The organism is Sphingopyxis sp. EG6 (assembly GCF_003609815.1).
Taxonomy (GTDB): Bacteria; Pseudomonadota; Alphaproteobacteria; order Sphingomonadales; family Sphingomonadaceae; genus Sphingopyxis.
The window spans coordinates 3,150,320-3,174,058 of sequence record NZ_AP017603.1 but is presented as its reverse complement, the minus strand read 5'-3'; the positions used below and the strand labels follow the sequence as shown (position 1 = coordinate 3,174,058).

The following is a 23,739-nucleotide window of genomic DNA, read 5'->3' as shown; positions in this document are numbered from 1 at the left end:
GCCGCGTCAGGCGTCAGCTGCGATAATCGGCGTTGATGCTGATATAGCCGTGCGTCAGATCGCACGTCCATACGGTCGCGCGCCCATCGCCAAGGCCGAGGTCGGCGCCGATGCGGATGTCCTGCCCCTTGAGGTGCGCGGCGACGGGCGCCTCGTCATAACCGTCGACGGGCAGCCCGTCTTTCGCTACCCAATGATCGCCGAAACGGATCGCGAGCCGGTCGCGGTCGGCGGGTTCGCCGGCCTTGCCCACCGCCATGACGACGCGGCCCCAATTGGCGTCCTCGCCCGCGATCGCGGTCTTGACGAGCGGCGAATTGGCGATCGCCAGCGCGACCCGCCTCGCGCTGTCGTCGCTGGTCGCGCCGCTGACCTCGATCTCGATGAACTTTGAAGCGCCTTCGCCGTCGCGGACGACCTGATGCGCGAGGTCGAGCGCGACCGCGCGGATCGCGGCATAAAGCGCATCGGCGCCCGGATCGTCGCGTGTCGTGAGCGGCGCATTGCCCGCCTGTCCCGTTGCGAAGAGCAGCACCGTGTCGCTGGTCGAGGTGTCGCTGTCGACGGTGATGCTGTTGAAGCTGCCGCCGGTCGCCTCGCTCAGCATGTCCTGTAGAAGCGCGGGCGCGACAGCGGCGTCGGTGAAGATATAGCCGAGCATCGTCGCCATGTCGGGGGCGATCATGCCCGATCCCTTGACCACGCCGACGACATGGACGGTCGTGCCGCCGACGATCGCGCTGGCGGCGGAGCCCTTGGCGAAGGTATCGGTGGTGCCGATGGTATCGGCGACGTCTTCCCACGAGCAGGGCTCTGCCGTGAGCGCGGCCGCGACCCCGGCGCGCGCCTTGTCCTTGGGCAGCGGCACGCCGATGACGCCGGTCGAGCTGACGAACACTTCCTTCGCGTCGCAGCCGAGATGGGCGGCGACCTGGCCCATGATCTGCTCGACCGCCTCGCGCCCGCGATAGCCTGTAAAGGCGTTGCTGTTGCCCGCGTTGACGATCAGCGCGCGGCCCTTGCCGCCCTTCACCTGTTCGCGGCCGAGCTCGACTTCCGACGAGCAGCAGACATTGCGTGTGAAGACGCCCGCGACCGTCGTGCCGGGCGCGAGCTCGACATAGGTCAGGTCGCAGCGATCCCAATTTTTATACTGCGCGCGCGCGACGCGGCGGGTGACCCCGGCGATGTCGGGGAGGGCGGGGAAGGCGGCTGGGGCGAGGGGGGAGCGCGTGGTCATGCACGGGCGCATAGCTTTCCAGCGCCCAAAGAAAAACCCCTCCCTGCAAGGGAGGGGGTGTTCCTCCCTGTCGCGCGGCGATGGGGAGGTGGCAGCGCGAAGCGCTGACGGAGGGGCGATGGCGTTACCCGCGCTTGCCCCTCCACCACCGCTTCGCGGCGGTCCCCCTCCCCACGGCTTCGCCGCAGGGAGGATTTTGGTGTCAGGCCGGAATACCGCTGATCGACTTCACTTCCATGAAATCCTTGAGCCCGAACACGCCGCCCTCGCGGCCGTTGCCCGACGCCTTGTAGCCGCCGAACGCTGCGCCCGGGCCGGGCCCCCAGGCGTTGACCGCGACCATGCCGGCGCGCAGCTTCGGCGCGATTTCGGCGGCCTTGGCGGGGTCGCCCGAAACCACCGCCGACAGGCCATATTCGGTGTCATTGGCAATATCGACCGCCTGTTCCAGCGTGTCATAGGCCATGACCGTGGCGACGGGGCCGAACACCTCTTCCTTAGCAATGCGCATGTCGGGGGTGACGCCCGAAAAGACCGTCGGCTTGATGTAATAGCCGCGGTTGACGTTCGACGGCAGGCCGGTGCCGCCGGTTTCCAGCGTTGCGCCTTCGTCGATCGCCGACTGGATCAATCCCTGGATCTTGTCGAACTGTGCCTTGTTGACGACGGGGCCGATGTGGCCGCCCTCGCTCATCGGGTCGCCGACCTGCGTCCCGTCGAACATCGCCTTGATGACGCCGACCGCCTCGGCCTCGCGCTCCTTCTGGACCAGGATGCGCGTCGGCGCGATGCAGCTCTGGCCGGTGTTGACCAGCACGCCCTGCACCGTCGGGGGCAGGACGGCGGCGAAATCGGCGTCGGGCAGGACGATGTTCGGCGACTTGCCGCCAAGTTCCTGATGGACGCGCTTGACGGTATCGGCTGCGGCCTTGGCGACGAGGATGCCCGCGCGGGTCGAGCCCGTGAAGCTCACCATGTCGATGCCCGGATGCGCGCTGATCGCGTTGCCGACGGTCGGGCCGTCGCCCTGGACGAGGTTGAACACGCCGGCGGGGACGCCCGCGGCGTCGAGGATTTCGGCGAAGATCACCGCGTTGCCGGGGCATTCTTCGGACGGTTTCAGCACCATCGTGTTGCCCGCCGCGAGCGCGGGGGCGACCTTCAGCGCAATCTGATTGAGCGGCCAGTTCCACGGCGTGATCATGCCGACGACGCCGATCGGTTCATAGGCGATCATGCCCGCGGCATATTTTTCGGTGAAGCTGAAATCTTTGAGCGCAGCGATCGTGCCAAGGAAGCCGCCGATGCCGGCACCGACTTGCGCGGTGCCCGCGAAGCTGACCGGCGCGCCCATTTCGGATGCCATCGACTTGGCAAGGTCGGCGCCGCGCTTCTTATATTCCTCGACGATGCGGTTCAGCAGGTCGAGCCGTTCCTCGCGCGTGGTCTGCGAGAAGCTTTTGAACGCTTCCTTCGCCGCTGCCACGGCGTCGTCGACGTCGGCGGCGGTACCGAGCACGACGGTCGAGGCGGCTTCTTCGGTCGCGGGATTGATGACGTCGTGGAGCTTGCCGCCCTTGCTGTCGACCCAACGGCCGCCGATGTAATTTTGCTTGAGGTGCGTTTCGGTGCTCATCATTCTTCTCCCATCGGCGGTCAATTCCGTCTCGGATTGCTACCTAATCACTGTGGCGAATGAATCAAGTTGAGCCAACTGCCAAAGACGGCAGTTCAGCGCTTTTCAGCAGAAAGGCGTGACATCAATATGGCGGCGCGCGTCGCCTGCCGGGCGATGCTGGGAATATCGACCGCTTCGCCGGGGGCGTGGTCGCCGGTCGAGTAGGGGCCGAGTCCCGCGAGTCCGTCGACGTCGGCGGCGACAAAGCTGATATCGCCCGCGCCGCGCTTGAGCGGGTCGAGCGGCGCCATTTCGGCAAGGCCGAGGTCGCGGTTCACGCCGTTGAGCTTCGCCAGCAACGCGCGATTGCCGTCGGTCGGCGCCATCGACGGATAGCCGCCGGGGTCGAAGGCGATCCTTGCGTCGGTCCCCGGCGCATGGTCGGCGACGATCGCCGTCATTTTCGCCTTCACCCGCACGATCTGCTCGGGCGACAGCGCGCGAAGGTCGCCGCGCGCGACCGCGATCGGGGCGATGATGTTGGTCTTGCCGTTCACCGTCGCGCGGATCCCGCCCGCGTCGAGATCGGCCTGCTGCCCGCCCGCGATCAGCCCGACGTTGAAGGTGAGGTTCGGTTCGGGAAGTTCGGTGCGGAAGCGGTGAATGATGCGCGTCAGCTCATAGATCGCGCCGTCGCCCGCCGCGGCGCTGAAAATGCCCGAGCTGTGCGCGCTCTTGCCCGTCGCGGTGACGGTCCAGCTGTCCGACGAGCGCCGCGCGACCGACCCCATGTCGGCGCCGCCATCGCGGACCAGCCCCTCGAAATCGAGCGCGACGTCGCTGCGCTTGCCCGCCGCGATCAGGTCGGCGCGCGCCTTCTCGATCGGGTGGCCCGCATCCTCCTCGTCGCCGGTCATGTGGATCTCGATATTGGCGCCCTTCAGCGTCCCCGCCGCCTGCATCGCGCGCAGCGCCGCGACGATGACGACCATCCCGCCCTTGTCGTCGCCCGCGCCCGGGCCTTCGCCCATATCGCCCTTGCGGGTGAACGTCTGGAAGGGCGAGTCGGGTTCGAACACCGTGTCGAGGTGGGCGATGAGTAGCAGGCGCTTGGTGTCGGTTCTGCCGACATGCGTCGCGATCAGATGGCCCGCGCGCCCGGTATCGCGCATCGGCTTCCATTCGACCTTGAAGCCCAGGGGTTCGAGCTCGGCGCGCATCATCGCGCCGACCTTTTCAACGCCCTCGAGATTGAGCGAGCCGCTGTTCTGGTTGACGAGCCTTTCGAGCAGCGCAAGCGACCGCTCCTGTTCGGCCGCCACCGTCTTCGCCATCCCGCTTTCGGCTTTGGAGAGTTTCGCCGCGGCGGCAGGCGCGAGCGCGAGTTGAAGCGCGACGAGGGCAGTGAGCGGCAAGGATTTCATTGGGGGGAATCTCCGGTTACATCTCATCGTCGCCCCCGCGCAGGCGGGGGCCGCTATCGGCGCGGCGCGTAGCTGCCAGCGGCCCCCGTCTGCGCGGGGGCGACGGCACGTGTGTGCCTTCATTGATCTGCAGGGGCAAGCGGTCAGCCGGGGCGCACCATGAAAATATCGCCGCCGATGCTGACAAGGAAAAGATTGCCCGCGCTGTCCTCGCCAAACGAGGCGATATTGCTGAGCGCCCCGGCGTCGGGCGCGAAATCCTCGTTGCGCCGCGCAAAACGCGACGCGGGGAGGGTCTGCCCGGCGACGAGGCTGGCCAAGGGAACCGACCAGATATTGCCGGTGACGAAATCGGCAAAGACATAGTGGCCGACCAGCGAGGTCACCGGGCCGCGATAGACATAGCCGCCGGTCACCGATCGTCCCTGCCGCGGGCCGCTGCCATGGCCATATTCGGCGACGGGCGGCGTCAGGCCAGCGGGAGCGGTGCCTGAATAGGGCTGGGTGCCTTCGAGAAAGCGCCAGCCGAAATTGAGCCCCGGCTGGGCCGTCGTGACCGCATCGATTTCTTCGATCGCACCCTGACCGACGTCGCCGATCAGCAGCGTCGATCCCGAAAAGGAAGCGCGAAACGGATTGCGCAGGCCCAAGGCGAAAATATAGGGATCGCCGCCCCCCGATATAAAAGGATTGCCGGGCGCGGGGGCGTAGCTGTTGCCGCCCGCGCCGACGGCAAAGCGCAGGATCTTGCCGAGCTGCACATTGCGGTTCTGGGCATTGTTGTTCGGATCGCCGCCCCCGCCGCCATCGCCGACCCCGACATAGACAAGACCATCCGGACCAAAGCCGATCCACCCGCCGTTGTGATTGTCGAACCCCGGGTGCGGGATGTCGAGCACGGTGTCATAGCTGGCCGAGCTGTTCGGCTGGCCCAGCGTGTAGCGGCGCACCTGGACATTGCCATTGGTGGCCGTCGCGACCGCGAGCAGCCGCTGCGACGTCGCATGGTCGGGGTAGGGAGCAAGGCCGAGCAGTCCACGCTCGCCGCTCGTCGAAATGTCGGTGATGTCGAGCACCAGCGTGCGGCTGCCGTTCGTGGGGTCGAACCGATAGACGTTGCCGCCCTTTTCGACGACATAGACGCGGCTGTCGCCGGGGATTGCGGCGACGTAGAGCGGCTGGTTGAAACCAGTGCCGACGCGGGCCACCGCTATGCCCTCGCGGCTGTTGGTGACGGTGATGTTCACCGCCTGTGTGACGCTTGCCGCCCCGTCGCTGACGCGCAGCACCACGGCATAAACATTGTCGCCGTCGGCATCCCCGGGAAGGTCGAAATCGGGCGCGGCGCTGAAGCTGAGCGCGCCCGCGCCGGTGATCGCAAAACGGCCTGCATCGGCGCCGCCGTCGATGGAAAAGGTCAGCGCATTGCCATCGGGGTCGGTCGCGGTCGCCTGGTAGGCGGCGGTGCCGTTCTCGGTCACGCTGGCGGTTTGCAGCGAGGTGAAGCTGGGCGGCGCATTGGCCGCGGGCGGGGTGCCGCCGCCACTACTACCGCCGCCGCATGACGCAAGCAGCAGCGGTGTGAGCAGGAGGGGGACGCGCTTCCGCATGGCCTGAATGCCTTTCGCGATCGTGCCACCCCGCGCGCAACCTGCCACTGGTCGGTGGCGACCGCAACCCTGGCGGTTTACCATGTTGCGATCGCGCGCAGCGCCTTCAGGCGGGCTCTTTCGCTTCTTCGAAATCGTCGAGTTTGCCGAGCGCCTCTTGCGCGATCTTGCGCAAAACCAATCGGTTGACCGTCAAGCCCTTCGCGCCGTCGCCGGCCAGATCGTCGATCGCAAAATCGACGCGGGTGCGGTCGGGCGCCAGTTCTTCGAAGGTGAATTTCAGCCCCGTCGTCAGCGCGCCGTCGTCGACATTATAGATCAGATGGGCCTCGCGGGGGATTTCCATCGCAACGGCGATCTTGATCTTGTACGCGTCGGGCCGTTCGTCGGGGACCATTTTTTCGAAACCCGGATCGCCCTTTTCGGCGACAAGTTCATACAGGCGCGTCGAGCCGCCATTGGTGACCAGCGGCATGCCGGTAAAGGCGCTGCCGTCGCCGAACATCTTGGCAAACACCTCTTCTCGCGGCGCCGCGACCGTGCGGGTCTGGTTGGCGAGTTCGGCCATCTTGCCGCAACCTGCGGTCAGCAGCATCGCGGCGACCAGTAATGTCGAACGTAGCATCGCAATTCCCCCTGAAATGCAGCGCCCTGATAGCGACAACAGTTTGCAAAAGGGTCAACGACCGATTTCGCTACATGTAAAGAGTGTTTGACAAGTGGTCCCTGTCTCTGTAAAGAGCTCTTGACAGGTAAGGAAGCGGATGTGGAAAATCGGGTGCGCGAATATCGCGAGGCCGCGGGGTGGAGCCAGGGCGAACTCGCACGCCGTCTGGGCGTGTCGCGCCAGACGATCAACGCGGTCGAAACCGACAAATATGATCCCAGCCTGCCGCTCGCGCTGCGCATGGCGGGCCTGTTTGCGCTCGAAGTGCGCGAGCTGTTCATCGACCATTGGTCGCCGAAGGAGTGATGAAATGACGACGCAGGCAGGCAAGACGGCGGGATGGCGCAAGACGGCGATGCAGGCGACCGTCGGCGCAATCGCGGGCGCGGGCGGCATGTCGGTGGGGCTCACGCTCGCCGAGGGGCAGGGCGGGGTCGATTGGGCACCCTCGTCGATCATCCTGTTCGGGGTCGGGTTTATCTTTGCCTTGATGGGGCTGTTCGTCGGACTCGGCACCGCGGCGCCGAACCTCCTCGGTCGGCGACTGCTCAACGTCGCCGATGCCGAAGAAATCGTCGAGGAACGATCGAGCATGGGCGCCAGCTCGGCCTGTTGCCTGATCCTCGGCGCGGCGCTGATGCTGCTGGCATATTCGGTGGCGGCGGGCGCCGCGGCGTTGGTCAGCCCCGCGGCGGCGTACTGGATCCTGCTCGTCGTGCTCGGCGGCTTCACCGCGGTGTCGCTATGGATGTGGCAAAGTTTCGACGAGCTTTGGCGGCAGCTGACCGTCGAGATTTCCGCGATCACGGGAAATGTGTTGATGCTCGTCGCGATCGTCTGGGGCGGCGCGGCGGCGGCGGGATTGACCGCCGGTCCGCAGCCGCTCGACTTGGTGTCGTTGGCGTTCGGATCGATGCTGCTTGCCTGCTTCGTCGCGGCGGGCCGCCGCGGGATGATGGCGCCGCGCTAAACGCCCACCAAAAAGGGCGCCCGGTTCCCCCGAACCGGGCGCCCCCCTTGGCGTCGCTGACCCTTGCGGATCAGGCGCTGTAGTACATGTCGAACTCGACCGGGCTCGGCGTCTGTTCGAAGCGATAGACCTCGTCCCACTTCAATTCGATATAGGCTTCGATCTGGTCCTTCGAGAACACGTCGCCCTTGAGCAAGAAGTCGTGGTCGGCGGCGAGGCTGTCGAGCGCTTCGCGAAGCGAGCCGCAGACGGTCGGGACTTCGCTCAATTCTTCGGGCGGCAGGTCGTACAGATTCTTGTCCATCGGGTCGCCCGGGTGGATCTTGTTCGCGATGCCGTCGAGCCCCGCCATCAGCAGCGCCGAATAGCAGAGATAGGGGTTCGCCATCGCGTCGGGGAAGCGGAACTCGACGCGCTTCGCCTTGGCGCCCGCGCCATAGGGGATGCGGCACGAGGCCGAGCGGTTGCGGCTCGAATAAGCGAGCAGCACCGGCGCTTCGAAGCCCGGGACGAGCCGCTTGTAGCTGTTCGTCGTCGGGTTGGTGAAGGCGTTCAATGCCTTGGCGTGCTTGACCACACCACCGATGAAATAGAGGCACATGTCGCTGAGCCCCGCATAACCGTTGCCGGCGAACAGCGGCTTGCCCTTTTCCCAGATCGAGATGTGGGTGTGCATGCCGCTGCCGTTGTCGTCCTTGATCGGCTTCGGCATGAAGGTCGCGGTCTTGCCATAGGCGTGCGCGACCTGGTGCACGACATATTTGTAGATCTGCATGCGGTCGGCGGTTTCGGTCAGCGTACCGAAGGTCAGACCGAGTTCGTGCTGCGCCGCGGCGACTTCATGGTGATGCTTGTCGCACGGCAGGCCCATTTCGAGCATCGTCGAGACCATCTCGGCGCGGATGTCGACGGCGCTGTCGACCGGCGCGACGGGGAAATAGCCACCCTTGGCGCGCGGGCGGTGCGCGAGGTTGCCGCCTTCATAGCTGCGGCCGGTGTTGGTCGGCAGTTCGATGTCGTCGATCTCGAAACCCGACTTGTTGTAGCCGGTCTCGAAACGGACGTCGTCGAACATGAAGAATTCGGCTTCGGGGCCGACATAGACGGTGTCGCCGATCCCGGTCGAGGCGACATAGGCTTCGGCGCGCTTTGCCGTCGTGCGCGGGTCGCGGGCATAGCCTTCGCCGGTCGACGGCTCGACGATGTCGCAGAAGATCACCAGCATCGGGGTGGCCGAGAAAGGATCGTCATAGACGGCGTCAAGATCGGGCTTCAGGATCATGTCCGACTCGTTGATCGCCTTCCAGCCTTCGATCGACGATCCGTCGAACATCAGCCCGTCTTCGAGTTCGTCTTCGCCGAGGACCGAGGCGACCATCGTCAGATGCTGCCACTTGCCCTTGGGGTCGGTGAAGCGCAGGTCGACCCACTCGATGTCGTTTTCCTTGATCCGCGCGATGATGTCCTTGGGCTTCGTAGCCATGATCTATGCTTCCTTCTTGCGAAATGGTCCGGCGTGCCGGTGACTGTCGGGTTTTCGAAAAATGCGAAAAGTTAAAGGGCGTCCTCGTTGCGTTCGCCGGTGCGAATGCGAAGCGCGGTTTCGACCGGGATGACGAAGATCTTGCCATCGCCGATCCGGCCGGTCTGCGCGGCGGCGGCGATCGCCTCCACGACGCGTTCGGCCATCGAATCCTCGACGATGACTTCCAGCTTCACCTTGGGCAGAAAGTCGACGACATATTCGGCGCCGCGATACAATTCGGTATGACCTTTCTGCCGTCCGAAACCCTTGGCCTCGGTGACGGTGATCCCGCTGACACCCACTTCGTGCAGCGCTTCCTTCACTTCGTCGAGCTTGAACGGCTTGATGATCGCCTCAATCTTCTTCACGCTTTTCGTCCCCCTTTGGGCTGGCCGCCGCGCCTTGCGCGTCAAGCCGGATCAGCTGCGCTGCCCGGTCTGTCGTCGAGTCGGTGCGATGTCCCGCCATCTTGCACCAATCAAAAGCCGTGCCAATTGGCGAATCGTGGGGTTTCGGTAAGAATTTTGAAACGAAATGACGCCGCTGCCCAAGGGCTGGGCAACGGCATTATCTCGATGCCTAATATTTGGGCAATCAGCGCCCGACCGGCGCCGACGCCTCGGGCAAATTGGCCTTGGTCCAGTTCGAGCGTTCGATGACATAGGCGCGGATCGCTTCGGCGTCTTGCGGGGTGAGCACCTTGGCGAAGCTCACCATGCCGCGCTCCTTCAGTGCGCCGTCGACGACCACGGCCTTCCACGCGTCGGCATTGGCCAGCGTTCCCGATACGCGAAGGTCGGGGGTGAAGCCGTTGCCGATCGCGCTATCGCCGTGACAGACCATGCAATAGCGCCCGAACTGCGCTTTGCCCGCCGCTACCTGCGCCGCGCTCGCGGTCATCGGCGGCGGGTTCCACGCCAGCGTCGTCGTCGCGGGCGGGGCGGGCAGTTTGGCGGTGCCGCCGATCTTGAGCACGACCAGCCGCGGGATGTTCGGAATCTTGCGCGTCGCGCCGCCCGCCACCCCGGCGACGAGCGGGAAGGCGCCGCCCTTGCTGGTCATGAACGCGACATATTGGACGCCGTTCACGCGGAAGGTCGAGGGGGCGCTGACGATCCCCGACTGCATGTCGAGATCGAGGAGTTGCTTGCCGGTGTCGGCGGTATAAGCGCGGAAACGGCCGAGGCTGGTCCCCTGGAACACCAGATTGCCCGCGGTCGTCATTGTGCCGCCGTTCCACGCCGCGGGATGATCGACCGCCCACGCGACCTTGCCGGTGCGCGGGTCAAAGGCGACGAGGCGCCCGGTCGTCGCGGCGACCGCGGCGCGGAACGCCGCCTTGTCGTCAGGGAGCAGCGTGCCGGTCAGCGACGTGCCGACGTTGAACCCCAGGACCTTGCGCCGATCGAGCTCGTTCATGTCGGCGAGATAACCCTGCGGGATTTGCTGCGCCGGGATGTAAACGAGGCCGGTCGCGGGATTGTAGCTCATCGGGTGCCAATTGTGCGCGCCCAGCGCACCGGGGATCGCGATGAAGGGCTTGCCGGTCTTGTAGAAGCGCGCCTCGGGGTTCTCGATCGGGCGCCCGGTGGACAGATCATAGCCGCTCGCCCAGTTGATCCCGTCGACGAAGGGCTTGGCGTCGATCAGCTTTCCGCTGGTGCGGTCGATGGTGAAGAAGAAACCGTTCTTCGGCGCATGGTACAGCACCTTGGTCGGCGTGCCGTTCACCGCCTGCTCGGCGAGGATGATCGGCTGGGTCGCGGTATAGTCCCACGTCTCGCCGGGGGTTTCCTGATAATGCCATTTATATTGGCCGGTCGTGGCATCGAGCGCGACGATCGACGAGAGGAACCAGTTGTCGCCCTCGCCATTCGAGCGCGTGCCGTGGTTCCACGGATTGCCGTTGCCGACGCCAAGATAGATCTGGTCGAGATCCTTGTCGTAAACGATCGCGTCCCACACGGTGCCGCCGCCGCCCGACGTCTGCCACTCGCCCTTGTCGGACCAGGTGGCATTGGCCTTGGTCGCGAAAATCTCGTCGCTTGCGGCGCCGTCCTTGGCCTTAGTCGGGTTGGGCGCGGTGTAGAAGCGCCAGCGTTCCTTGCCGGTATCGGCGTCATAAGCGGTGACATAGCCGCGCACCCCGAATTCGGCGCCGCCGTTGCCGATCAGCACCATGTCCTTCACGACGCGTGGCGCGCCGGTGATCGTGTAGGGTTTGTCGGCGTCCACCGTCTGCGTCGACCACAGCTCGTTGCCGCTCTTGCGGTCGAGCGCGATCAGTCGCCCGTCGATCGTGCCGACGAAAACCTTGTCGCCCCACAGCGCGATGCCGCGGTTGACGACGTCGCAGCAGGCGTGAACCGCGCGTTCGCCCGGAACCTTGGGATCGAATTTCCACAGCGGTTTGCCGGTCGCGGCGTCCCAGGCGCTGACCTTTGACCAGGCGTGGCTGACATACATAACCCCGTCGACGACCACCGGGGTCGCTTCCTGGCCGCGGGCGTCCTCCAGATCGGCCGTCCAGGCGATGCCGAGTTCGCCGACATTCTTGTCGCTGATGTCGGTCAGCGGGCTGAAGCGTTGCTCGTCATAGCTGAAGCCGATCGCGCCCCAATCGTCGCCGCTGCCGCCGGTCTTGAGCAGGGTCTCGCTGGCTTTCTCGGCTTCGTCGAGCGCGGCGGTGCCCGAGAGGCTGTCGTTCTTCGACGCGTTGCATGAAGCCAATGCCAAAGCCGCGCCGCCGAGCAGCGCGGCCGTCCAGACCCGTTTCGCCATCCCAAACTCTCCCGTTCGCCGTCTATCGTTGACGTTAACGTCAAGTCTGCGCGCGATGGGACGCGGGTGCAAGGGGGAATATGCGGTGCGCGCGAAAGGCGCACCTGGTCGCCGCCCCGGCTCAGGCGCGGGGCGACGAACGACCGATCAAAGCGCGCTTTCGAGCCAGCCCTTGAGCGCGCTTTTGGGTGCCGCACCAACCTTGGTGTCGGCGACTTCGCCATTTTTGAACAGGATCATCGTCGGGATGCCGCGCACGCCATATTTGGCGGGGGCGTTCGGATGATCGTCGATATTGAGCTTCGCGATCACGACCTTTTCGCCCAGTTCATCGGCGATTTCCTCGAGCGACGGGCCGATCATCTTGCACGGGCCGCACCATTCGGCCCAGAAATCGACCAGCACGGGGGTGTCGCTGTCGAGGACGTCGGCCTGGAAGCTGTCGTCGCTGATTGCCTTGGTACCCATGATCAAAACTCCTGAATTTCGCTTGGCCTTCAAGCTAAGGGCTTGCAGCCTCCGGCTCAAGGGCTCAACCGCCCAAATTCGCCTTGGTTGCCAGCAAGCCCGGCTTGTGCGCGTCGAGCAGCGCGTCGTTCAGGTCGATCAGCCGCGGCGCGGCGGTGTACAGCAAGGCGGCCGCGATCCGCCGCGACGGGAAAATTGCCGCCAGCGCGTCGCGATACGCCGCCATCTGGCGCAGATAGGCGGGCTGGACCTCGGCGGTACTGATGGGGACGTGGCGCCCGGTCTTGTAATCGATCACCGTCACGGCATCGTCGGTGACCAGCAGCCGGTCGACGATCCCCGCGACCACCGCGCCGTCGACCACCGCCGACAGCGGCACTTCGGCGAGCGACCCCGGCCCGAACAGCGCGGCGTGTGCGGGGTCGTCCAGCACGGCCAGGACCTCATCGACCATCGTCGCGCGCGCCGTTTCGTCGAGATCCGCGGCTTGAACGCCCAGCCAGCGCAGCGCCGCCGCGCGACGCCGCTCGGGCGCCACCGGCGGCAACCGCTCGAACAGGGCGTGGAGCAACAACCCACGGTTCACCGCCGCGGCGCGCGCTGCGCCCTGCGGCACCACCGCCACATCATCGTCGCCCAATGCCGACGGCGCGAGCGGACGCGGCGGACGCGCCTCCTCGGGCGCCGCATGCCGCGCCCACGTCGGCACGACCACCGGCGCCGCAATCGGGCGCACCTTGTCCTTCGCTGCCCGCGCCTTGCCCGCGACCGCATGAACGCGCTTCTGGCCCCAGCGCGGCCCGGCGTCCTGCCACTCGGCGCCCATGCCGGCCAGCACCGCATCGACCGCGCTGTGCCAGTTGTTTTCGGGAAGCTCGTCCGCCTTGCGTGTCCCCGTGATGACGAGCAATTCCTCGGCGCGCGTCATCGCGACGTACAGCAGCCGCCAATGCTCCTCGCGCTCTGCGGCTTCCTTGGCGTCGTGCGCGGCGGCAATCGCGCCATGGCGCTCGTCCTTGCCGAGCGGAAACACCGGCAATTTGTCCCAATTGCCCATCGACAGGCCAAAGCTCACCCGCTTTGGCTTGGGATCGTCGGACGCATCGGCGAGGATCACGATCGGTGCCTGCAAGCCCTTCGACCCGTGCACCGTCATCACCCGCACGACGTCGCCGCGCGCCTCGCTCTGGCGCTTGATCTCGGCGGTGCTCGCGGCGATGTGCGACAGGAAGCCGAGCAGCGACGGTGCTTCCTGACGCTCGAACGCCAGCGCCTGTGCGAGCAGTTCGTCGATCGGGTCGCGCGCCTCGCGCCCCAACCGGTGATACAGCTTGCGCCGTCCATCGAGCGGCCCCGACAATATGCGTTCCAGAAAGCGGAACGACGTCGTGAAATCGCCCATGCCGAGCAGGCTGCGCAGCGCCGCCATCGTTGCGGGCGGAACCTCTTCCTCGTGCGCGCGCAATTGCTCCCACAGCGCCCGTTTCTGGCGGCCATGAGCAAAGGCGAACAGTTCGTCCTGGCTCCACCCGAACAGCGGCGACACTAGCAGGCTGGCAAGGTTGAGGTCGTCGAGCGGTTGCACCGCAAAGCGCATCGCGGCGAGCAGATCCTGCACCGCGAGCGACTGCGTCAGCGAAAAACGATCGACCCCCGCGACCGGGACATGCAGCGACTGCAGCCGCGCGACGATCCGCGCCGCGACGTCCTTGCGGCGGCGGACGAGGATCAATATGTCGCCCGGCGCGACGGGGCGCCCGTCCTTGCCATGTTCGATCCACTCGCGCACCTCGTCGGCGATCGCGCGCGACAGCCGCAGACTGGCCGGGTCGCTCGCCGCCGCGCTCGTATCGCGCAGACTGCTCCCCTCGTCATCGCTCTCGAACTCGCCAACGCTTTCATCCTCGGTATCGGCATCAAGCGCCTTGCCCACCGGCAGCGGCGCCCACAGCTCGACGCGTCCGGCGCGGTCGCGGTTGAATTCGGCGGGAATGTGCGGCGGCTCGTCGCTGCCCAAGCCCATCAATTCGGTCGCCCCCGCCGCGATCCACGCATCGACGACGTCGAGTACCGCGGGGCTCGACCGGTAGTTGGTGTCGAGATCGACATCCTCGAACGGTTTGCCGCCCTCGCCCGCGCGCTTGGCAAAGCTGAGCCGCGCTGCCTCGAATGCCGCGGGCTCGGTCCCCTGAAAGCCAAAGATCGCCTGCTTGCGGTCGCCCACCGTAAACATCGTGCGGACGCGATCGTCCTTCGCGCCGACCCCGGCGAAAAACTCGCCGGCCAGCGAGGCGACGATCGCCCATTGCCGCGCATTGGTGTCCTGCGCCTCGTCGACCAAAATATGGTCGGTGCGCTGGTCGAGCTTGAAGCGCACCCAGTCGCCAAAATCGCCCTGCGCCAGCAAATGCCCTGCGATGCTGATCAGATCGTCGAAATCGGCGAGCCCGCGCTCGCGCTTCGCCAGCGCATAGGCCTCGGCAAAGCGGCTGCCCAGATCCCATGCCGCCGCCAGATCGTCGGCGACCGCCATCGCGGTGGCGGTCGCGAGCAGTTCGTCGGCCGCGGCGACAATGCGTTCGGCGGCGGCGAGGCAGCTGCGCATCCCGCCCTTGTCCTTGGTATAATCAGCGCGCATGTCGCCGGTGCCGGTCAGGAAACAGCCGCGCACCGCGGTCAACATCGCGGCGCGGCCATGCGCGTCGGCGCGGAACCAGTCGTCCATGATGTCGGCGCGCCCGTCGCCGGTCTTGGTCCCCCAGCCGCGCCCGCTCGCAGCCACCGCCGCGATGTCGGCATCGGCAATCGCGCCCCCGCCCAGCGCCGCCGCCTGCCAGGTCAGCGGATCGCCCTGCGGCAAGTCCAACTGCGCGCGCAGGTCCGCGGCGCGCGGCGCCAGCCGCGGCGTGTTGGCGGCGGTGAAGCTGCTCGCGCAGCGCGCCAGAAAAGCGATCGCTGCATCCTGCCCCAATCGCTGCGACAGCATCGCCGCGATCGTCCGCATCGTTTCGCCGTCGATATCGGCGCGCGCGAGCAATTGCCCCAGCACCTCGCGCTGGAGCGCGCTCGCCTCGCTATCCTCCAGTGCGCGAAATCCGGGCAGGATTTTCGCTTCGAGCGGAAAGCTCGCGAGCAAGGTCTGGCAGAAGGCGTGGATCGTCTGCACCCGCACCGCGCCGCCGGGGCTGTCGATCACCGTTGCGAACAGCGATCGCGCGCGGTCGAGAATGCCCGGCTCGGCCCAGTCGGCGCCCAGCGCGGCGAGGTCGAGTCGCAGATCGCCGTCAGCCATCCGCACCCACATCGCCAGCCGTTCGTGGATGCGATGCGCCATTTCGGCGGCGCCCGCCTTGGTAAAGGTGATGCACAGGATCGCCTCGGGCGACACCCCCGCCAGCATCAGGCGCAGCACGCGCGCCGACAGCACCTGCGTCTTGCCCGTCCCCGCCGACGCGCCCAGCCAGACATGGTCCTGAGGCTGCGCCGCGGCGCGCTGCCCGCCGTCGAGGGTCTTGAGCAGCTTGTCGGGATCGATCATGCCGCCCCCCCGTCGGTCACGCCCGGATCGGGATCACCGCGCCCGAACCATTCGTCGCGGCGCATCAGCTGGTCGAAATCGGGATAGCGTTTGGCGCTGTCGCCCGGCACGAACGGCTCCTGCCCCAGCAGGAAGCGCGCGCTGAGGTCAGCGAGGGCTTCGCGCGCCCGCTCGATCACCGCTGCGGCGGTCGATGGCTTCGGCTTTTGACCCTTGATCACCTTGACCGCGCCATCGAGGCCCTTTTTGCGGTCGCGCTTCAACTCCCAATATTCGAACGCCCCGACCGGCTCGGGCGCCAGATCGCCGAGCCCGGCTTCCTCGGCGATCAGCCCGAGCAGGCCGAGCTGGCTGTTCAACCCTTCGCCCGCCGACTTGGCCGACGGCGCGGCGCCGGTCTTGTAATCGACGATCGCCACCGTACCGTCGGCGGCCTGATCGACGCGGTCGGCGGTGCCGCGCAGCATGATGCCGTCCACCAGAAGCTTGCCGCTGACCTCATTGGCAACCGGCCAGCGCTCGTCGCGCGCCGCCCACACCCGCTCGGCGGCCCAGCGCAGCGACGGCTCGATGCGCGGCAGCCAGAAGGCGCGGCCCAGCGAATCGAGCGCCGGATCGGCGCGCAGCGCCGCGATCTCGGCATCGAACGCCGCCTCGCTCAGCCCCGCCGCCTGCCAGTCCTGCAGGAATTTATGCACCCGCGTGCCGAACCATTTGGCGTCGGGGCCGCTGCTCAGCGGCTCGAGTTCGCTCAACCGCAATATCTTCGCGGCGTAAAAGGCAAAGGGATCGCGCGCCAGCTGGTCGACCCCGGTGACGCTGATCCGGTCGGGGCGCGCCGAAAGGGGTGGCGACGGGCGCGGCCTGTCGGCGGGCTCGCTCTGCCCCGGCGGGACATCGAGCATCGCGGCGAGCGCGGTCACCGGCTGCCCGCCGAGCATCGCTTCGGGCAAGTCGCCCGCCAAGGCGGCGAGCCGCAGCCAGAAGCGCGACGCCACCGCCGGGTCGCCGCCGCTGCGCATCGCGCGCGTCATCACCACCGCGTGCGCCGCAAAGGCACCGGCGAAATCATGCGCCGCCATCCCCTGCTGCCGCTCGGGCGCGGCAAGACCCAGCATCCGCCGGATGCCGGGGGCGAGCCAGGGGTCGGGGCTTTGTTGCGGCGGCCAGCGCCCCTCGTCGAGCCCGCCCAAAATCATCAAATCGGCGCGCTGCAACCGCGCTTCGAGCAGACCCCAGATGAACAGCCGCGGATGCCCGCCATAGGGCGGGCGGATGCTCTCGCCCGACATCAGATCGGCGAGCATCGCAGGAAAATCGGCGGGCGCGACCAGCGCCGGGCCATCGCCCTTCGCTAGCGCCCAGCGGTCGAACAGGTCGGACAAGGCGCGGCCCGCATGCCCCGTCCACGCCCCTTCGCCCGTGAGCCAGCCGAGCGCGTCCTGTAACGCGCCGAGCAGCACTGACGGCGGCGCGGGAACGCCCGCCGCGAAAGGCGCAAGCATCGCGCTGAGCCCCATCGCCACCTCGTCCCACCAATCGGCGATCGCCAGCGCGGCGCCATGCCCGCGCCGGTCGCCGTCGGTCGCAATCTCGCCGATGCGCGCAGTCACCCCGCCCCAGCCCGGCACCAACCCCGGCCCGCGCAAAACGAGATCGAGCCGCCGCACCTGGTCGAGCCAGCCCAGCCGTCCCTCGCCCGCGCGCACTAGCGGATGCCCGAGCAGCGCGACCAGCCGCACCGGATCGAACGCCGCAGCAAATTCGGCGAGCAGCGACAAAAGCGCGCCCGGCGGCGTCTGTCCTAGCGGCTGCCCGGCGCTGTCATCGACTGCAATCTCCCAGCGCGCGAGCGCCGCCGCGACGCGCTCGGCGAGCAGGCGATCAGGGGTCACTAGCGCCGCGGTGCGCCCCGGTTCTTCCAACGTGCGCCGCATCATCAGCGCGATGCCCTGCGCCTCCTGCCCGTCGTCGGCAAAGGTTGCGGCGCTGACTCCGGTCAGGCTGGGCGCGACGTCGGCCGCCGCCTGCCAGCGCGCGGTATAAGCGGCGGGGGCAAAGAGCAGCGACAGAAAGGGCGCGCGTGCGTCGGGGCCGTCGAACGGCGACGTCGCGGCCCACGCGCCGACCTCGTCGCGTGCGATTCCCATGCGAGCAAGCAACAGCTTCAGATGATACTGCGGATGCGTTTCGAGCGGGCGCTCCCCCGGCTGATCGGGATCGGGCTTGACCGGCCCCAGCGCCTCCCATTCCTCCGCTGCCATGCCGAGGTCGAGCCCCGGCAGGACCACCATGCCCTGCGGCAGGTCGGCTACGGTGCGCAACAACCGCGCGATCGCGGGCGCTGCGGTAGTGACGCCCGCGGCGACGACAAAGCGCCCTGGCGGCGCTGCGCGCCACCCGTCGGTGACCCGTGCGAGCAGCCGGTTGCGGCGGTCGGCACGGTCGATATGCCCGGTCGCGGCGAGCATCGCGGGCCAATGGTCGATCAACAGGCGCAGCCGCTGCCACGACGCCTGCCAATGCCCCGCGAGATCGCCGAGCGCGGCTTCGATGTCGCCGAGCCGCGCCGGGGCGACCTCTTCATAATGCAGCTGGTCGATCACCCGGCCCAGCCCTTCGGCGAGCTGGAATGCCGCGGCGCCGGTGATTGCTTCCTCGCCCGCCGGATTATGCCGCTCGATCAGCGCCGCCAGCATCAGCCGCCGCCGCAGCGGATCGATCGCGGGGGGGATCGGTTCGGCCTCGTCGATTACATCGAGCGCCAGCGCGACGCTTTCGTCGAGGTCGGCATCGCCGATCACCGCCAGCCGCGGCATCAATAACCCCGCCCCACTGGCGCGCACAAACGCGGCCTGCACCGCGCTCCGCGCGCGATTGCTGGGCAGCAGGATCAATCCTTCGGCCAGCCCCAAGGCGCCGTTGGCAAAACGGTCGATCAGCCCAGCGACGAGGGCATCGGCAAAGGCCCGCTGGACGGGGACAGAAAAGATGGTGGGGGATGTCGTCATATGACCCGGTTATTCAAGGCTTGCCCGTGATGCGCAAGCCGCTCCTCCCTGTGGCGAAGCCATGGGGAGGTGGCAGCGCGAAGCGCTGACGGAGGGGCAGTGGCGCTAACGTCGCGGCCCCTCCACCACTTGCTTCGCAAGCGGTGTCCCTCCCCATCGCTGCGCGACAGGGAGGAGCAAGTGGTCAAACCTCACTCAACGCGGCTTCGGTCGGCGCAATGCGCGCCGGGGTACCGACGTCGAACCATTGCCCCATATGCGACAATCCGTAGAGCCGCCCCGCCGCGATCGCACGGTCCCAAAGGATGTTCGTCGAAAACGCGCCCTCGGGCGCGCCGTCGAGCAGGCGCGGCGAGATCAGCTGGATGCCCGTGTAAACAAAGGGCGCGATGCGGCCGGGCTTGCGCCGCGACAGCTGGCCATTGGGGTCCATATGGAAATCGCCCTTGCCGCCGTGCCCGGTCGCACTTGCCTGCCGAATGACCAGCAGCAACGCGTCCATCCGATCGCCGTCCCAATGCCGCGCCAGATGCTGGATGCTGTCGACCGGCCCGTCGGTCCAGATATTGTCGCTGTTGACGATCAGGATCGGATCGCCGCTGAGCTGGGGCAGCGCCTTGACCATCCCGCCGCCCGTTTCGAGGAGCAGGTCGCGCTCGTCCGAAATGGCGATCGTGAACGCGCGTTTCTGCGCCGCCAGATGCGCTTCCAGCGCGTCGGCGAGATAATGGACGTTGACCACGACATGACCGACCCCCGCCGCCTCGATGCGGTCGAGGCTATGGTCGATCAACGCCTTGCCCGCGACGCGCACCAGCGGTTTGGGGCGGGTGGCGGTCAGCGGGCGCATGCGCTTGCCCAAGCCCGCCGCCATCACCATCGCGCTGTCGATCTTTGCGTCCATCACCAAGCCGCCGCGCGCTTGTCGGCCGGAATATTTTCGTCGAACCACGCGCGCACCGGCGCCAATCCCGGATGCGCGAGGTCGCGTTCGAGCAGCCCCCACATCCGCGGCTGGAACTGGCGATAGCCGGGCTTGCCGTCGCGCTTCCACAGCCGCACGAACACGCCCAGGATGCGCGTGTTGCGCTGCGCCGCGAGCGCCCAATAGGCGCTTTCGATGTCTTGGCCGGTCGCGCCCTGGTAGCGCGCGAGCATCGCCGTCTCGACCGCGGGGGTCACGTCGCGCCGCGCGTCCTCGAGCACCGAGGCAAGGTCGTAGGCAGGGTGCCCGATCAGCGCGTCCTGAAAATCGAGCAGGCCATAATGGGCGACCCCCGTCTTGCCAGGCACCAGCATGATATTTTCGGCATGATAATCGCGCAGCACCGTGACGCGCGGCAGGCCGTCATGCTCGACCGGGGTCAGCACGGCGTCCCATGCGGCGCGAAAGGCGTCGCGGTCGACCTCGATCCCCAGCGTCGGGCAATACCAGTCGCTGAACAGCATCACCTCGTCGAGCCACTGCTCGAGCCCCAGCACCGGCAGCCCCGGCATCGGCGGTCGCGCGTGAAGGTGCACGAGCAGGTCGGTCACCCCGCTATACAATTCGACCTCGCGGTCGAGCGCCGCATCGGCGGTCTCGCGCAGCCGCACATCGCCAAAATCCTCGATCAGCAGCAATCCCTGCGCCAGGTCGCGCGCAAAGATCGTCGGCGCGGTCAACCCCTCGCCGCACAGATATTCGGCGACCGCGATAAACGGCTGCGGATCCTCGTGCGGGGGCGGGGCGTCCATCAGCACCGCCTGCCGGTCGCCGTCGACGACGCGGAAATAGCGCCGGAACGACGCATCGCCGGCGAGCGGCAAAATCTGGGCATCGCCCCAGCCATGCGCGGCGAGGAAAGCGGGCGCATGGGGGGGCGGAATCATCGGAGCGGCCATCGGCTCCCCCAAGACGTCGGCACGTCGGCTGTCAAGACGCGCGCGTCGCCGCTCCCCGAAATCGTGATGGACAGGGTGCCGGGCCATCCCTGCGCCCCGAGCCGCTCGGGCCATTCGATCAGCAGCGCGCCGTCGTACAGATAATCGTCGAGGCCAAGCTCGACCAGCTCGCCTTCATCCTCGATCCGGTAGAGGTCGACATGCGCGATCGGCAAGTCGACCTCGGGCGGCGCATAGGGCTGAACGATCGCAAAGGTCGGGCTCGGCGCCTCGCCCGCCAGCCCGCGCGCCTTCAGCATCGCGCGCGCCAGCGTCGTCTTGCCCGCGCCGAGGTCGCCCGACAGCAGCACGACATCGCCGGGTAGCAGCGCCGCGCCAATCGCGGCACCGATGCGGTCGGCCTCGGCCAGCGTATAGTCGTATCGTTGGCTCATACCCGCCGCGGCAAGCTGACCCGCACCAACGTACCCTGTCCCGCCTCGCTCACCACTTCCATCGTCCCGCCATGCGCAGCGACGAGCTGGCGTGCGAGCGCGAGGCCGATGCCCCCCGACGCGGTTCCCGCCTGCTGGCCCTTGGTTACCGCCGCGACCGCCTCGGGCATCCCGGGGCCGTTGTCCGACACGATGATCTCGACCGCGCGCGCATCGCCCGTCGCGTGCAGCAGGACGCGACCGTCGGTCTTGCGCGCCGGGGCGGTGTAGCGCACCGCATTGTCGAGCAGCCCCGCGACCAGCCGCGACAGGCGCGGCGCATCGCCGTCGATGCGGCCCAGATCGGGCGAAATATTGCCGACCAGCTCGACCTTTTCGGCGGCAGCCAGCGCCTGCGCGTCGGCGAGCGCCCGGTCGAGCAGCTGGCGCACATCGACCGGCGCCCGCTCGACAACCAACGACCCTGCCTCGCCCTGCGCGAGGTCGAGCACATTGTCGATCTGGCGCCCCAGCACCCCGACCGAATCCATGATCGCATTGACATAGCCTTGCTGCTGTTCGCTGAGCTTGCCGGCATAGCCCGCCTGCAACATCTCGCCGAACCCGCCGATCGAGGTGAGCGGCGTGCGCAGTTCGTAACTCATCCGCGACAGGAATGCGGTCTTGACCTTGTCGGCCGCCTCCAGCGCCTCGTTGCGTTCGCGCAGCGCGCCCTCCATCTTCCGGCTCGGGGTGATGTCGAGCATGATCAGCAGCGCGTTGCCGTCGGGCAGCGGGATCGACGCGAAGTCGAAATAACGCCCGTCGGCAAATCCGATCTCGCCGCCGCGCTGTTGCCGCTCCAGCGTCGCGGCGCGGATCACTTCCTGGACGATGCTGATCTGGTTCGGCTTCACCAACCGGTCGGCCAGCCCGCCCATCAGCGCATCGACGCGCGGATGCGCCGCCAGCGTCGCCTCGTCGATCCCCCACAGGCGGCGGAAGCGCTGGTTCCACAGATGCAGGCGCCCGTCGGGCGCGAACACCGCGATCGCCTCGAACAAATTGTCGAACGTCGCGGTGCGCACGCGCAGCAGCGTGTCGCGCGCACCCGCCAGCTGGACCTGCTCGGTCTTGTCCTCGGCGATCAGCAACAGCCCGCCGTCGGGGGTCGGCTGGGCGACGACGTGCAGGTGGGTGCCGTCGCGCAGCAGCCAATCCTCCTCGCTCGCCCCCGGCTGCGCGAACCAGTCGACATGCGCCTGCCGCCATTCGGGATAGTTGCGCACTTCCGGGGTCCGCCCGCGTTCGCGCCACGCGTCGAGCAGGCGCGCAAAGGGCGCCGCCTCGGCGACCTCCTCGGCTTCGAGCCCAAACAGGCGGCGAAAGGGCAGGTTGGCAAAGCTCAGCCCCTGGTCGGGGCCGAATTGCGCCACCGCTGCCGACAAACGGTCGAGCAATTCGCGCTGGGTGTCGACGAACCGCCGGTGCGCGCCGCGCTCGCTCTCCAGTTCCTGAATGTCGATCGCATAGCCGGCGATCCCGATCACCCGTCCGCCCGTCGGCGCCAGCGGCACGTCGACCACGCGCATGATCCGCCGCTCGCCCTCGATCGTCACCGGGATCGTGCGGACCTGCGCCGCGCCCGCGATGCGCGCCTCTTCGGCGGCCTCGGCGGCGCTGACCCCGGCGACGGTTTCGCACAATTCGATGCCGCCATCGATCACCGCCACCGCGCTTTTCGCCTCGACCGCCCGGACATAGGCGCCGTTGACGAGCGCGAGGTTGAGGTCGGTGCCGCGGAACCACATCGGGAACGGCGCGGCCTCGATCAGTCCCGACAAGGCTTCGAACGCCGCCATCGCCTCGTCGCGCTCGCTGCGCGCCTGCGCCAGCGCGTGCTGGCCGTCGGTCGCATCGCTCAGCCACAACAGCACGCTTCCCGGGCCGCCGACGGCCTGCGGCGCCGGCGCGCCATGCAGGATGATCGTCCGCTCGCTGCCTTGGGGTTTCAGGCTCAGCGTAAAGGGTTTGGCGCCGCGCTGCGCGCCCAGGATCGCCTGGCGCAGCGCGTCATGGCCATCGGGGTCCAGCCCGCTGCCCAGTCCGCGCAGTTCGTCGAAATTGCGCGGTCCCTGGGCAAGACCCAGCCAGCGTCCCAATTTCTCGCTCGCCTCGATCCGCCAGTCGGCGCGGACGATGACCGGCAGCTGCGGCGACGCCTCGACCAGGCTCGCGAGCCGTTCGCCCTGTCCGGCGACAAATGCCGCGCGCCGCTGCATCGCAATCCCGCGCCCGACCGCCCACAATCCGGCAAGCAGCCAGAGCGCGACAAAAAGGCCCAGCGCAAAGAGCGCCCCCGACGAAAGCGTCATGAAGCGCGCGCCGCGAGGCGGGTGGTCAGGAAAGAGCGGCGTCGGCCCATCTGCCCGCCCTATCGACTGTCCCCGACCGTTTCAATCGCTAGGCGCCGGAACGCCCGATCATGCTGGCGATCGTCCATGAAATGCGCTGCGACAATTGGGCCACAGGCGACTGACAATGCGGTGAATTGCATAGCGCTACCCTTGACTTCGCGGCGCGGGCTTGA

General features: G+C 67.5%; 17 protein-coding genes. 2 read left to right on the top strand and 15 right to left on the bottom strand.

Features of this window, described 5'->3' with window-relative positions:
• Positions 1-13: 13 nt before the first annotated feature.
• The 5 genes from argJ to SPYCW_RS15335 all read right to left on the bottom strand — a co-directional run bounded on the left by argJ (position 14) and on the right by SPYCW_RS15335 (position 6,517).
• Entirely contained in the window at positions 14-1,240 is a 1,227-nt protein-coding gene (gene argJ, locus SPYCW_RS15355; protein ID WP_120217535.1) for a bifunctional glutamate N-acetyltransferase/amino-acid acetyltransferase ArgJ, read from the bottom strand.
• A 202-nt stretch (positions 1,241-1,442) separates the two neighbouring features.
• A complete protein-coding gene (locus tag SPYCW_RS15350) occupies positions 1,443-2,876 on the bottom strand; it encodes an aldehyde dehydrogenase family protein (RefSeq protein ID WP_120218338.1) in 1,434 nt (477 codons plus the stop codon).
• Positions 2,877-2,971: 95 nt separating this feature from the next.
• The gene (locus tag SPYCW_RS15345; RefSeq protein WP_120217534.1) at positions 2,972-4,282 is read right to left on the bottom strand and encodes a M20/M25/M40 family metallo-hydrolase; all 1,311 of its coding nucleotides are present in this window, start codon (positions 4,280-4,282) and stop codon (positions 2,972-2,974) included.
• Positions 4,283-4,425: 143 nt separating this feature from the next.
• Entirely contained in the window at positions 4,426-5,892 is a 1,467-nt protein-coding gene (locus SPYCW_RS15340; RefSeq protein WP_172595526.1) for a PQQ-dependent sugar dehydrogenase, read from the bottom strand.
• Positions 5,893-5,998: 106 nt separating this feature from the next.
• Complete coding sequence (locus SPYCW_RS15335; protein ID WP_145985998.1) at positions 5,999-6,517, bottom strand: SRPBCC family protein; 519 nt, start codon at positions 6,515-6,517, stop codon at positions 5,999-6,001.
• A gap of 141 nt (positions 6,518-6,658) precedes the next feature.
• Here SPYCW_RS15335 and SPYCW_RS15330 point away from each other — a divergent pair, with 141 nt between their 5' ends.
• Positions 6,659-6,865: a helix-turn-helix transcriptional regulator gene (locus tag SPYCW_RS15330; protein WP_120217531.1), complete on the top strand. Its 207-nt coding sequence runs from the start codon at positions 6,659-6,661 to the stop codon at positions 6,863-6,865.
• 4 nt (positions 6,866-6,869) lie between these two features.
• Positions 6,870-7,529 (top strand): hypothetical protein, encoded by a 660-nt coding sequence (locus SPYCW_RS15325; RefSeq protein WP_120217530.1) that lies wholly within the window; start codon positions 6,870-6,872, stop codon positions 7,527-7,529.
• A 70-nt stretch (positions 7,530-7,599) separates the two neighbouring features.
• Here SPYCW_RS15325 and glnA read toward each other — a convergent pair whose 3' ends face one another.
• The 10 genes from glnA to SPYCW_RS15275 form a co-directional block, all read right to left on the bottom strand.
• Entirely contained in the window at positions 7,600-9,012 is a 1,413-nt protein-coding gene (gene glnA, locus SPYCW_RS15320; protein WP_120217529.1) for a type I glutamate--ammonia ligase, read from the bottom strand.
• Between the two features lie 71 nt (positions 9,013-9,083).
• Positions 9,084-9,422 (bottom strand): P-II family nitrogen regulator, encoded by a 339-nt coding sequence (locus SPYCW_RS15315; RefSeq protein ID WP_037518110.1) that lies wholly within the window; start codon positions 9,420-9,422, stop codon positions 9,084-9,086.
• 226 nt (positions 9,423-9,648) lie between these two features.
• A complete protein-coding gene (locus tag SPYCW_RS15310) occupies positions 9,649-11,835 on the bottom strand; it encodes a PQQ-dependent dehydrogenase, methanol/ethanol family (RefSeq protein ID WP_120217528.1) in 2,187 nt (728 codons plus the stop codon).
• 147 nt (positions 11,836-11,982) lie between these two features.
• The gene (trxA, locus tag SPYCW_RS15305; RefSeq protein ID WP_120217527.1) at positions 11,983-12,303 is read right to left on the bottom strand and encodes a thioredoxin TrxA; all 321 of its coding nucleotides are present in this window, start codon (positions 12,301-12,303) and stop codon (positions 11,983-11,985) included.
• Between the two features lie 64 nt (positions 12,304-12,367).
• On the bottom strand, positions 12,368-15,841 hold the full coding sequence (gene addA / locus SPYCW_RS15300; protein WP_120217526.1) for a double-strand break repair helicase AddA: 3,474 nt from the start codon (positions 15,839-15,841) through the stop codon (positions 12,368-12,370).
• The gene (gene addB, locus SPYCW_RS15295) at positions 15,838-18,852 is read right to left on the bottom strand and encodes a double-strand break repair protein AddB (RefSeq protein WP_120217525.1); all 3,015 of its coding nucleotides are present in this window, start codon (positions 18,850-18,852) and stop codon (positions 15,838-15,840) included. Before addB ends, addA begins: the two co-directional genes overlap by 4 nt.
• Positions 18,853-19,036: 184 nt before the next feature.
• Complete coding sequence (locus SPYCW_RS15290) at positions 19,037-19,756, bottom strand: nucleotidyltransferase family protein (protein WP_120217524.1); 720 nt, start codon at positions 19,754-19,756, stop codon at positions 19,037-19,039.
• Positions 19,756-20,724 carry an aminoglycoside phosphotransferase family protein gene (locus SPYCW_RS15285; protein ID WP_120218337.1) on the bottom strand — a complete coding sequence of 323 codons (969 nt, stop codon included), beginning with the start codon at positions 20,722-20,724 and terminating at the stop codon, positions 19,756-19,758. The genes SPYCW_RS15290 and SPYCW_RS15285 overlap by 1 nt, the downstream gene beginning before the upstream one ends.
• Entirely contained in the window at positions 20,721-21,170 is a 450-nt protein-coding gene (gene tsaE, locus SPYCW_RS15280; RefSeq protein WP_120217523.1) for a tRNA (adenosine(37)-N6)-threonylcarbamoyltransferase complex ATPase subunit type 1 TsaE, read from the bottom strand. Before tsaE ends, SPYCW_RS15285 begins: the two co-directional genes overlap by 4 nt.
• Positions 21,167-23,524 carry a PAS domain-containing sensor histidine kinase gene (locus tag SPYCW_RS15275; RefSeq protein WP_120217522.1) on the bottom strand — a complete coding sequence of 786 codons (2,358 nt, stop codon included), beginning with the start codon at positions 23,522-23,524 and terminating at the stop codon, positions 21,167-21,169. The genes tsaE and SPYCW_RS15275 overlap by 4 nt, the downstream gene beginning before the upstream one ends.
• Positions 23,525-23,739: the final 215 nt, after the last annotated feature.

Bases quoted from the DNA above. Each gene is read 5' to 3' on its own strand.
- argJ (WP_120217535.1), bottom strand. From the start codon at position 1,240: ATGACCACGCGCTCCCCCCTCGCCCCAGCCGCCTTCCCCGCCCTCCCC.
- SPYCW_RS15350 (WP_120218338.1), bottom strand. From the start codon at position 2,876: ATGAGCACCGAAACGCACCTCAAGCAAAATTACATCGGCGGCCGTTGG.
- SPYCW_RS15345 (WP_120217534.1), bottom strand. From the start codon at position 4,282: ATGAAATCCTTGCCGCTCACTGCCCTCGTCGCGCTTCAACTCGCGCTC.
- SPYCW_RS15340 (WP_172595526.1), bottom strand. From the start codon at position 5,892: ATGCGGAAGCGCGTCCCCCTCCTGCTCACACCGCTGCTGCTTGCGTCA.
- SPYCW_RS15335 (WP_145985998.1), bottom strand. From the start codon at position 6,517: ATGCTACGTTCGACATTACTGGTCGCCGCGATGCTGCTGACCGCAGGT.
- SPYCW_RS15325 (WP_120217530.1), top strand. From the start codon at position 6,870: ATGACGACGCAGGCAGGCAAGACGGCGGGATGGCGCAAGACGGCGATG.
- glnA (WP_120217529.1), bottom strand. From the start codon at position 9,012: ATGGCTACGAAGCCCAAGGACATCATCGCGCGGATCAAGGAAAACGAC.
- SPYCW_RS15310 (WP_120217528.1), bottom strand. From the start codon at position 11,835: ATGGCGAAACGGGTCTGGACGGCCGCGCTGCTCGGCGGCGCGGCTTTG.
- trxA (WP_120217527.1), bottom strand. From the start codon at position 12,303: ATGGGTACCAAGGCAATCAGCGACGACAGCTTCCAGGCCGACGTCCTC.
- addA (WP_120217526.1), bottom strand. From the start codon at position 15,841: ATGATCGATCCCGACAAGCTGCTCAAGACCCTCGACGGCGGGCAGCGC.
- addB (WP_120217525.1), bottom strand. From the start codon at position 18,852: ATGACGACATCCCCCACCATCTTTTCTGTCCCCGTCCAGCGGGCCTTT.
- SPYCW_RS15290 (WP_120217524.1), bottom strand. From the start codon at position 19,756: ATGGACGCAAAGATCGACAGCGCGATGGTGATGGCGGCGGGCTTGGGC.
- SPYCW_RS15285 (WP_120218337.1), bottom strand. From the start codon at position 20,724: ATGATTCCGCCCCCCCATGCGCCCGCTTTCCTCGCCGCGCATGGCTGG.
- tsaE (WP_120217523.1), bottom strand. From the start codon at position 21,170: ATGAGCCAACGATACGACTATACGCTGGCCGAGGCCGACCGCATCGGT.
- SPYCW_RS15275 (WP_120217522.1), bottom strand. From the start codon at position 23,524: ATGACGCTTTCGTCGGGGGCGCTCTTTGCGCTGGGCCTTTTTGTCGCG.